This window comes from Streptomyces sp. TM32 (assembly GCF_004122755.1).
Taxonomy (GTDB): Bacteria; Actinomycetota; Actinomycetes; order Streptomycetales; family Streptomycetaceae; genus Streptomyces; species Streptomyces sioyaensis.
Genome location: NZ_SDIG01000207.1, coordinates 1 through 10086 on the forward strand (window position 1 = coordinate 1; position 10086 = coordinate 10086).

At 69.6% G+C, this 10086-nt stretch carries 9 protein-coding genes; 7 read left to right on the top strand and 2 right to left on the bottom strand.

Going from position 1 to position 10086, the window contains the following annotated elements; genetic code table 11:
- Positions 1-68: 68 nt before the first annotated feature.
- The 6 genes from EST92_RS28670 to EST92_RS28695 all read left to right on the top strand — a co-directional run bounded on the left by EST92_RS28670 (position 69) and on the right by EST92_RS28695 (position 3554).
- Entirely contained in the window at positions 69-866 is a 798-nt protein-coding gene (locus EST92_RS28670; protein ID WP_129248531.1) for a type III pantothenate kinase, read from the top strand.
- Between the two features lie 175 nt (positions 867-1041).
- Complete coding sequence (locus EST92_RS28675; protein ID WP_129283633.1) at positions 1042-1665, top strand: hypothetical protein; 624 nt, start codon at positions 1042-1044, stop codon at positions 1663-1665.
- Between the two features lie 48 nt (positions 1666-1713).
- Positions 1714-1893 (top strand): hypothetical protein, encoded by a 180-nt coding sequence (locus EST92_RS28680; protein WP_129248532.1) that lies wholly within the window; start codon positions 1714-1716, stop codon positions 1891-1893.
- A gap of 131 nt (positions 1894-2024) precedes the next feature.
- Positions 2025-2531, top strand: a complete 507-nt coding sequence (locus EST92_RS28685; protein ID WP_129283631.1) for a BlaI/MecI/CopY family transcriptional regulator — start codon at positions 2025-2027, stop codon at positions 2529-2531.
- A gap of 9 nt (positions 2532-2540) precedes the next feature.
- Positions 2541-3059: an amino-acid N-acetyltransferase gene (locus EST92_RS28690; RefSeq protein WP_040898709.1), complete on the top strand. Its 519-nt coding sequence runs from the start codon at positions 2541-2543 to the stop codon at positions 3057-3059.
- Positions 3060-3215: 156 nt separating this feature from the next.
- On the top strand, positions 3216-3554 hold the full coding sequence (locus EST92_RS28695) for an Lsr2 family protein (protein ID WP_006604017.1): 339 nt from the start codon (positions 3216-3218) through the stop codon (positions 3552-3554).
- Here the strand turns inward: EST92_RS28695 and EST92_RS32460 are convergent.
- Positions 3485-4165, bottom strand: coding sequence for an SCO3374 family protein (locus tag EST92_RS32460; protein ID WP_129248534.1), 681 nt, complete (start codon positions 4163-4165; stop codon positions 3485-3487). The genes EST92_RS28695 and EST92_RS32460 overlap by 70 nt on opposite strands.
- A gap of 510 nt (positions 4166-4675) precedes the next feature.
- On the opposite strand from EST92_RS32460, the gene EST92_RS28710 reads away from it, so the two are divergent.
- Positions 4676-7201, top strand: coding sequence for an ATP-dependent Clp protease ATP-binding subunit (locus tag EST92_RS28710; protein ID WP_129248535.1), 2526 nt, complete (start codon positions 4676-4678; stop codon positions 7199-7201).
- Positions 7202-7367: 166 nt separating this feature from the next.
- Here the strand turns inward: EST92_RS28710 and EST92_RS28715 are convergent, their stop codons facing one another.
- A complete protein-coding gene (locus tag EST92_RS28715; protein ID WP_129283632.1) occupies positions 7368-9971 on the bottom strand; it encodes an NACHT domain-containing protein in 2604 nt (867 codons plus the stop codon).
- Positions 9972-10086 lie beyond the last annotated feature (115 nt).

Genomic DNA, 10086 nt, shown 5'->3' on the forward strand with positions numbered 1-10086 from the left:
CCCGTCGCCCCATCCACCACCCCAGGCGAGCCGTCCGTGCCTGGCGTGACCCCGAGGCGGTGTGCAGCATGCTCCTGACCATCGACGTGGGTAACACCCACTCCGTCCTCGGCCTCTTCGACGGCGAGGAGATCGTCGAGCACTGGCGGATCTCCACCGACGCCCGTCGCACCGCCGACGAGCTCGCCGTCCTCCTCCAGGGCCTGATGGGGATGCATCCGCTGCTCGGCGACGACCTGGGCGACGGCATCGAGGGCATCTCCATCTGCTCGACGGTGCCCTCCGTCCTGCACGAGCTGCGCGAGGTCACCCGCCGCTACTACGGCGACGTCCCGGCCGTCCTGGTGGAGCCCGGCGTCAAGACCGGCGTGCCGATCCTCATGGACAACCCCAAGGAGGTCGGCGCCGACCGGATCATCAACGCCCTGGCGGCCGTCGAGCTCTACGGCGGCCCCGCGGTGGTCGTCGACTTCGGTACGGCCACCACCTTCGACGCGGTCAGCGCGCGCGGCGAGTACGTCGGCGGCGTGATCGCGCCGGGCATCGAGATCTCCGTCGACGCGCTGGGCGTCAAGGGCGCCCAGCTCCGCAAGATCGAACTGGCCCGGCCGCGCAGCGTCATCGGCAAGAACACCGTCGAGGCCATGCAGTCCGGCATCCTCTACGGCTTCGCGGGCCAGGTCGACGGTGTGGTGCAGCGGATGGCACGGGAGCTGGCCGAGGACCCGGAAGAGGTGACCGTGATCGCCACCGGCGGGCTGGCCCCGATGGTGCTCGGCGAGTCGTCGGTGATCGACGCGCACGAGCCGTGGCTCACCCTCATCGGTCTGCGGCTGGTCTACGAGCGCAACATCGCCCGCTCGTAGCGGGTGCCGCGCCCGTCTCCGCCTTGGGGCACCGACCGGCCCTTGCCGCCCTGCTCGACGCCATGCACCCGGTGGCGCGGCTCGCTGCCGCGCCACCGTTCACGAATTAAGCGGCTTTTGTCGAAAACGGTCGTAAAGTCGCTATATGCCAATGCCAAACGGAACCCGCGGCGGCATGGCGTTCAGCGCCGATGAGTTGCGTGTGCTCCGTCGCGCCCTCGCCCATGCCCTTGAGACGACGTCCCACCCTGCCCCGCTCCCGGCCCTCGGGCCCGAGTGGTCACAGGACATCCAGGAATATCTCCGGCTGGCCGAGGCGGTGGACGAGGCGGTCCGCGAAGGCGGCCGGCTGCGCGCCTTCCTCCTCGCCGACCTCGACCGCTACCGCGCGGCCCTGCCCGGCTCGGCGGTCGGCTACCTCGCCCAGCTGACCGAGGCGCTGGCCGCCGGCCACGTCCCCGGCCCCGACGACCTCGCCGCCCTGCGCTCGCTGTGCGCCCTGCCCGCCACGATGGCCGAATGCGAGCGCCGCAGGGCCCTGCTGCGGCACTGCGAGCAGCTGGCCGAGCACTCCGTACGGGCCCGGCTCCGCGCGCTCCCAGGCGGCCGCTCGGCCACCCTCGGCGGGCGGGAGCGCGAGCCGGAGCGGGAGCCGGAGCCGGAGCGCAAGCCGGAACCCGCGCCCGCGCCCGCGCCGCATCCGAAGGAGCCCCGGCCGGGCCGGCCGATCCCGACGCCGGGCGAGGTCTTCCCGCCCCGCCGCAAGCCCGCCCCGCCCCCCGAGAGCCGCACGGCCTGAGCGCTGCGTACCCTCGAAGGGTCACATCCTTCAAGGAGGCCGAACGGCATGGATTACGTCGCAGCGCTGCTCCCGCCCGTGGTGATGGCCGTGGCCTTCACCGCTCTGATCGTGACCATGGTCAAGAGCCAGGGCGGGGCGAACAAGTCCAAGGAGGACGCCGCCGCGGACGCCCTGCTGGCCCGCGCCGAATCCGCCGCCCAGGAGCCCAAGGCGCACGGCGCCTGAGCCCTGCAGCCTTTCGGCGGTCCGCGCGCACTACGACCCGGGAATGACCATCCCGGGTCGTATGTCCTTTTTCCGGCACAAACGCCACGAGATCAACGGGCATTCACGACATCTCCCACTATTCTTCTTGTGTGCCGAGACGCTTGGGTGATCTGGAAGACGCGGTCATGACGCGGGTCTGGGAGTGGAACCGCCCAGTCACCGTTCGAGAAGTCCTGGAAGATCTCCAGAAGGAACGGTCCATCGCCTACACAACGGTCATGACCGTATTGGACAACCTCCATCAGAAGGGCTGGGTGCGCCGCGAAGCAGAAGGCCGCGCCTATCGATATGAGGCGGTCTCCACTCGCGCCGCCTACGCGGCCGCACTGATGAACGAGGCATGGTCCGCCAGTGACAACCCCGCGGCCGCCCTTGTGGCCTTCTTCGGCATGATGTCGCCGGAACAGCGCCAGGCCTTGCGCGATGCCGTGCGGATGGTGGAAGTCGACGAACCGGCGGAAGGCGCGGAACAACAGGCGCAAGAGGCCGCGCCGGCGGAAGAAGGCGAAGCGGAAGCGGGGCCGCAAGGGGCCGGGGAAGCCGGATCCACCGAAGGGGATGAACCCGGGGCGAACGCCACCGGCAAGGGGCGATAGCGTCCCGGCATGCCTCCGCATTCAAAAGGCCTCACCGTGCGCCGCGCCAGGACCAGCGATGTTCCCGCCGTACGCCGCCTCATCGACGCCTACTCACGTGACGGGATCCTGCTCGACAAAGCCACCGTCACGCTTTACGAGGACATCCAGGAGTTCTGGGTCGCCGAGCGCGACGAAGACGCCGAGGTCGTCGGCTGCGGAGCGCTCCACGTCATGTGGGAAGACCTGGCGGAGGTCCGCACTCTGGCGGTGGATCCGCGGCTGAAGGGGTCGGGTGTCGGCCACCAGGTCCTGGACAAGCTGCTGCGCACCGCGAGCTGGCTGGGAGTGCGGCGCATTTTCTGTCTCACCTTCGAAGTCGACTTCTTCACCAAGCACGGCTTCGTGGAGATCGGCGATGCCCCGGTAGACGGTGATGTCTACAGTGAGCTGCTGCGTTCCTATGACGAGGGCGTTGCGGAGTTCCTGGGCCTCGAACGAGTGAAGCCCAACACCCTGGGTAACAGCCGGATGCTTCTGCACCTGTGATGAGTGTTCTATGTCCGAATCGCTCCCCTATCTCATGGGTACGGAAGCATGCGTTCCCCGGTCTGCGGGCAAGTGAACCCTACCCAAGGGTTTGTGTTTTTCCCGGAAAAGCGGTTTGCTTTCCGTCGTAATCCGCATTCGATGAAAGGGAAACCGGTGGCACAGAAGGTTCAGGTTCTTCTTGTCGATGACCTCAACGGTGGCGAGGCGGACGAGACCGTGACGTTCGCTCTCGACGGCAAGTCCTACGAGATCGACCTCTCCGACAGCAACGCCCAGAAGCTTCGCGAGTCGCTTGCCGACTTCGTGAAGGCGGGCCGCCGTACCGGTGGCCGCGCTTCTTCCGGTCGTGGCAAGTCCCGTGCGGCGGCTTCCGGTGGCAGCCAGGACACCGCGAAGATCCGCGCGTGGGCGAAGGAGAACGGCTACAACGTCAATGACCGTGGCCGGGTGCCCGCCGACATTCGCGAGGCATTCGAGAAGGCCAACGGCTGATCGGCGTTCGCGCGGTCCGTTTGGGCATTACCAGCATGCAACAACCGGGCACGGTGGCACTCGGTGGCCGCCGCGCTCACGAGACGTACGAGGTCGGGGGCGCCCCCGACGTCCCCGATTCCTGCTCCCGGCCCCGTGGTGGGCAGGGAATTCTCCGCCTCGTACTCGGGTCGGGGAGGCCGCACCCATCCCGCGGCCTCCCGCGAGCCGAATCCGTATGACAGTGCTGGACCAGTGGGGAACGCCGGTGCGGGCATCCGGTCTCCGGTCCCACGCGCCGTGAGATCCGGCGCGAGCGCGCCCCACTCCAGCCATTCCAGGATTCCTGGGAGTTCCTCGGCGCCGCCGGCTGCGATGAAGATGAGCAATTTCGGCCGATTACCCGGCCGATTCCCGTCGCGTCCGGTCCGAAGCAGTGCCACCGGTCCGGTGCACCGCAGCCGGCGCAGTACGGCGTACCCCGCACAGGCGGGCATCTCCAGGACGTCGAAACGCAGCCCCGTCAGCAGTTCCACCGGTTCCGTTCCGGTGGTCGGCCAGCCCATTTCCTCCTCGTACCACCGGCGGACGGTGGCGAGGGGGCTGCGGGGGCGCGGAAGCACGCGGGCCATGCCCGGTGCAACTCCCGAACACTCAGGAAGTTACGGCTGAAGTTACGCTGTGTAGAGGTTCGGATACGTTCCGTTTCCGGGTGTGGGGTGCGGCGGAGCCGGTGACGGCGTGCAGATGTTCGCCCGTAGCGGATGGAAGCGGCTGATGCCGCATGGAGTGTCAGTGGCAGCGGGTAAGACAGTCTCAGTGGGAAGAGACCGTGTGACCGGCGCCCGAGGCGTTCCGCCCCGGCTGGTGGCCGACGGCGGACGGCGTGTCGGTACACGGCGCGTTCGCCACGGGCGTAGTGGCAGAGGGCGTATATGCCTGGCCTGCGGGAACATCGTCTCGCACCATCGAGTTGGAGCAGATGTCAGCTGTTCGGCAGTAAATTTCCCCGCCGGAGCGGGGGTGATCCGGACGGGTGTCGGCAGTTGGAATGAGCTGTCCCGCCCCGCGGGACTAGCATGCGGAAGGACAGGGAGGGGACCGACCCCTAACTGCCTGACCGCTCTGAGGAGCGATTAACGATGTTCGAGAGGTTCACCGACCGCGCGCGGCGGGTTGTCGTCCTGGCTCAGGAAGAAGCCCGGATGCTCAACCACAACTACATCGGCACCGAGCACATTCTCCTGGGCCTGATCCATGAGGGTGAGGGTGTCGCCGCTAAGGCCCTGGAGAGCCTCGGGATTTCGCTCGAGGCGGTCCGCCAGCAGGTGGAGGAGATCATCGGGCAGGGCCAGCAGGCCCCGTCCGGGCACATTCCCTTCACCCCCCGTGCCAAGAAGGTCCTGGAGCTCTCGCTCCGCGAGGCCCTCCAGCTCGGCCACAACTACATCGGTACGGAGCACATCCTGCTCGGCCTGATCCGCGAGGGCGAGGGTGTCGCCGCCCAGGTCCTGGTGAAGCTGGGCGCCGATCTCAACCGGGTGCGGCAGCAGGTCATCCAGCTGCTCTCCGGCTATCAGGGCAAGGAAGCCGCCACGGCCGGCGGCCCCGCCGAGGGCACGCCCTCGACGTCCCTCGTCCTGGACCAGTTCGGCCGCAACCTGACGCAGGCCGCTCGCGAGACCAAGCTCGACCCGGTCATCGGGCGCGAGAAGGAAATCGAGCGGGTCATGCAGGTGCTGTCCCGCCGTACCAAGAACAACCCGGTCCTCATCGGCGAGCCCGGCGTCGGCAAGACGGCGGTCGTCGAGGGCCTGGCGCAGGCCATCGTCAAGGGCGAGGTGCCCGAGACCCTCAAGGACAAGCACCTCTACACCCTCGACCTCGGTGCCCTGGTCGCCGGCTCCCGCTACCGGGGTGACTTCGAAGAGCGCCTGAAGAAGGTCCTCAAGGAGATCCGCACCCGCGGCGACATCATCCTGTTCATCGACGAGCTCCACACCCTGGTGGGTGCGGGCGCCGCCGAGGGCGCGATCGACGCCGCGAGCATCCTCAAGCCCATGCTGGCGCGAGGCGAGCTGCAGACCATCGGTGCCACCACGCTCGACGAGTACCGCAAGCACCTGGAGAAGGACGCGGCCCTGGAGCGCCGCTTCCAGCCGATCCAGGTCGCGGAGCCGTCGCTGCCGCACACGATCGAGATCCTCAAGGGTCTGCGGGACCGCTACGAAGCGCACCACCGCGTCTCCATCACGGACTCCGCGCTGGTCGCCGCGGCCACCCTCGCCGACCGCTACATCTCCGACCGCTTCCTGCCGGACAAGGCGATCGACCTGATCGACGAGGCCGGTTCCCGGATGCGTATCCGCCGGATGACCGCGCCGCCGGACCTGCGCGAATTCGACGAGAAGATCGCCGATGTGCGCCGGGAGAAGGAGTCCGCGATCGACTCGCAGGACTTCGAGATGGCCGCGGGCCTGCGCGACAAGGAGAAGCAGCTCCTGGCCGCCAAGGCGAAGCGGGAGAAGGAGTGGAAGGCCGGCGACATGGACGTCGTCGCCGAGGTGGACGAGGAGCTGATCGCCGAGGTCCTGGCGACGGCCACCGGCATCCCGGTCTTCAAGCTCACCGAGGAGGAGTCCTCCCGGCTGCTGCGGATGGAAGACGAGCTGCACAAGCGCGTCATCGGCCAGAAGGACGCCATCAAGGCGCTCTCCCAGGCCATCCGCCGTACCCGTGCCGGCCTGAAGGACCCCAAGCGTCCCGGTGGCTCGTTCATCTTCGCCGGCCCGTCCGGTGTCGGTAAGACCGAGCTGTCCAAGACGCTGGCGGAGTTCCTGTTCGGCGACGAGGACGCGCTGATCTCCCTCGACATGTCGGAGTTCAGCGAGAAGCACACGGTCTCACGGCTGTTCGGTTCGCCTCCCGGCTACGTCGGCTACGAAGAGGGCGGCCAGCTCACCGAGAAGGTGCGCCGCAAGCCGTTCTCCGTCGTGCTCTTCGACGAGGTCGAGAAGGCCCACCCGGACATCTTCAACTCGCTGCTGCAGATCCTGGAGGACGGTCGCCTGACCGACTCCCAGGGCCGGGTCGTGGACTTCAAGAACACGGTCATCATCATGACGACCAACCTCGGCACCCGGGACATCTCCAAGGGCTTCAACCTCGGCTTCGCGGCCCAGGGCGACACCAAGTCCAGCTACGAGCGGATGAAGAACAAGGTCAACGAAGAGCTCAAGCAGCACTTCCGCCCCGAGTTCCTCAACCGTGTCGACGACACCGTCGTCTTCCACCAGCTGACCGAGGACGACATCATCCAGATCGTCGACCTCATGATCGCCAAGGTGGACGAGCGGCTCAAGGACCGCGACATGGGCATCGAGCTCAGCGGCGAGGCGAAGTCGCTGCTGGCCAAGCGCGGGTACGACCCGGTGCTCGGCGCCCGTCCGCTGCGCCGCACGATCCAGCGTGAGATCGAGGACGCCCTCTCGGAGAAGATCCTCTTCAGCGAGCTGCGTCCCGGTCACATCGTGGTCGTCGACACCGAGGGCGAGGGTGAGACCGCCAAGTTCACCTTCCGCGGCGAGGAGAAGTCGGCGCTGCCCGACGCCCCGCCGATCGAGTCCGCGACCGGCGGCTCGGGCCCCAACCTGAGCAAGGACGCGTAAGCACCGCGCGCCGCGCGTCCCTCTCGCACAGGGCACTGCCCCGGAACCGTTTCTCACGGTTCCGGGGCAGTGCCGTTGTGGTGTGTGCCCGGAAAGGCAGCGCCCCCATTCACATGGCTGTTTTCGGCCGGCTCTGCCGACGGGACCGGTATCCGCCCGCTACCCGCTACATCTGCACGAGGCGAATACCGTCGGGAACGCCGCGCACCGGCGGAATACGACGGCCGATCCGCAGGGTGTCCAGTTCCGGAAAGGCGGAGAGCCATTCCAGGGAAACGCCCAGATCGTAGGCGAGCCACAGCCGGGTCAGGCCCTCGGCCGGGGCGATGCCCTCGATGAGCTGGTCGGGGGTGAAAGGCCCGGCGATCTGCAGATGCGGGCGGCCGCCCAGCCGGCGCAGTGCATGCAGTTCCGCCAGGTCGGACACCGGAAAGTACAGCTCGGCCGGATCGAGGTGGGCGATGATCTCGCGGGCGTAGCGGGCGGTGTCATGGCGCCGCCAGGCCCCGGCGAGCTGTGCGCGGATGTCGTGATGCGCCCGCTCGCGCAGGCCCGTCAGATAGTCGATCGCCATGTCGTCGGCGATCGAGGTGGCGGTGATCGCGAGGAGGTAGGCCTCGCTGTCGGGGACGTGGGTGGGGTCGGGGAGCATTTCCAGCACGATCGGCCCGATCCAGCCCAGGGCACGGGCCGCGGCCGGGGTGCTGGGCCGCACCATGTCGCGGGTGAAGCGCCGGACCCGCGCCCGGACCGCCGGATCCAGCTCGGCCGCATGCTCCAGACAGGCCGCCGCCAGCAGCTTGCGGTGCCGGGCCTCGGCAGCGCGTACGCCCGGGTGCGGGGCGAGCAGCCCGTCCAGGAGGGCCGCGCACTCGTCGGGGCGGGCCAGCGCCACGGCCATCCGGATCACGTCCTCCCAGTCGTCGTGGTGGGCATGGTCGAGGAGCAGCCCGAAATCGTGCCGCTGCACGGTCGCGCGGGCGGCGAGGTAGTCCTGGAAGGTGCGGTGGACGAAGTCGACGGTGCCGGGGGTGGGCTCGCGCAGCAGCCCGGTGCGGTTGAGCAGGTGCCGGAAGACCTCCTCGGGGCCGCCCTGGCGGGCCGCGGCCGGGATCGCGGGCAGATGCCGGGCGAGCGTGGCGACCGCGGTCGCCCGGTCGATCTCCGAACGGCCGTTGACCAGCATCCAGTGGGCCAGCTTCTGCAACAGCTGGATCTTGGGCTGCCGGGTCAGCTCGACACCGTCGACGGGCACCATCGCCCGCTCCCGGTCCCGGCGCTCCAGCAGCATCGACAGCGCCGCGTCGTAGAGCTCCTTGCGGCCGTGCGGCAGATAGCCGCGACGGTCGCGGTGCAGGGCGCACAGCAGCCCGCACATCAGCGGATTGGTCGCCAGCCGCCCCAGATCGCGGGTGATCCGTACGGCATTGAGCAGGGTCCGTTCGTAATGGCCGAGCCGGTCGAGGTCGGCCGGGCGCTGCTGGGCCGCGGCACGGTGCCAGCGGTGGATGAACGCGGCGACGTCCTCGCGGTTCATCGGGGCCAGCGACAGCTCGCTGAACCCCTCGCCGGCCAGCCAGTTGCCGGGCACGGCGGACGGCCGGGAGGTGACGATCCAGACGTTGCCGGGATAGCGCGCGGTCCAAGCGACGAGCTTGCGGCGCACCTCCTCGCGGTCGCTCTCGGGGGCCTCGTCGATCCCGTCGATCAGCAGCAGCGCCCGGCCCGCGCCGAGCACCCGCTCCGTCCAGCCGGCCGGCGCGTCCTCGGCCTCCTGATGGCCGACGGCGCCGAGGAACGTTCCGGGGGTGGGCAGGCCGGACCGGGCGAAGCGGCGTACGGGCAGCAGGAAGGGCACCCGGCCGCGCAGCTCCGCCAGCGTCCCGGGCAGCTCCCCGCGGGCGGTGGCGACGGCCAGCCACTGCAACAGCGTGGTCTTGCCCGACCCGGCCACCCCGCGCACCAGGACCTTGTCGCGGCCGGACAGCGCCTGTTCGGCGGGGACCGGCGGGTCGTCCTGCCCGCCGGCGCCCGGAGCCGCGGCCTCGCCGTCCTGGGGGCCGGGCTCGCACTGGAGCCCCAGGTAGGCGGCGTCCAGCGGCCAGCTGTCGGGGGAGTGGGCGAGATCGATGCCGAAGATCGTGAGGTGGTTGTGGAGGGCGGCGGTGGCCCGGGCGTAGCGCGCCTCGAAGGCGGCGTCCTGGGAGGCCGCGTCCTCCGGGGCGGGCGGCGGGGTGCGCGGGACGGCGCTGCCGTGGCCGTCGATCAGTCCGGCGAGGGTACGGGTCTGCTCGGCGAGTGTGTGTGCCACGTACGGCGAGCGCCGGGTGAGGAAGTGCAGGATATGCAGGGCCGCGACGTCCAGCAGCAGACCGTGCAGCTGAGCCGCGTCGGGGGTCAGGCCGCGAGTGGCCCCGGGCACGGCCTCGCACAGCCGGCGGGCGAATGCGGCGGGCAGCAGGCGGACCGCGTCGGTGTCGTCCATCCCGGTGTCGGCCAGCGCCCGCAGGGTGCCGGTCAGGGCGGTGGCCAGGGCCTGGTCCACGTCCCCGGCCGGGCCGACCGAGGCCTGCTCGACGAGCGCCGCGGCGACGCCGGAGAGCGCACGCTCGGTCAGGGCCGGCTTCTCGCCGGTGAAGGAGAGCAGCCGGGCGAGCGGTACGGGCCGGTCGGTCGGCTCGGCGCACGGCCCGTCGGGGAGGAAGAGCCGGCGGACCAGCGGACCGAGGGCCTGCGGGCTGAGGCGGGCGAGGATGGGCGTGGGATCCATGGGTTTCCCGTAACTGCGGTGCTGAGAAAGGGGGTTGAGTGCACCTGCTCGATGAAGGCCAGCCTAGGTGCGCGGGCGGGGGTAGAAGGTGACTTTGAGGTGGGGAGGGAGGGGG

Coding starts and splice junctions, on each gene's coding strand:
- EST92_RS28670 (WP_129248531.1), top strand. CDS start 69: ATGCTCCTGACCATCGACGTGGGTAACACCCACTCCGTCCTCGGCCTC.
- EST92_RS28675 (WP_129283633.1), top strand. CDS start 1,042: ATGGCGTTCAGCGCCGATGAGTTGCGTGTGCTCCGTCGCGCCCTCGCC.
- EST92_RS28680 (WP_129248532.1), top strand. CDS start 1,714: ATGGATTACGTCGCAGCGCTGCTCCCGCCCGTGGTGATGGCCGTGGCC.
- EST92_RS28690 (WP_040898709.1), top strand. CDS start 2,541: ATGCCTCCGCATTCAAAAGGCCTCACCGTGCGCCGCGCCAGGACCAGC.
- EST92_RS32460 (WP_129248534.1), bottom strand. CDS start 4,165: ATGGCCCGCGTGCTTCCGCGCCCCCGCAGCCCCCTCGCCACCGTCCGC.
- EST92_RS28710 (WP_129248535.1), top strand. CDS start 4,676: ATGTTCGAGAGGTTCACCGACCGCGCGCGGCGGGTTGTCGTCCTGGCT.
- EST92_RS28715 (WP_129283632.1), bottom strand. CDS start 9,971: ATGGATCCCACGCCCATCCTCGCCCGCCTCAGCCCGCAGGCCCTCGGT.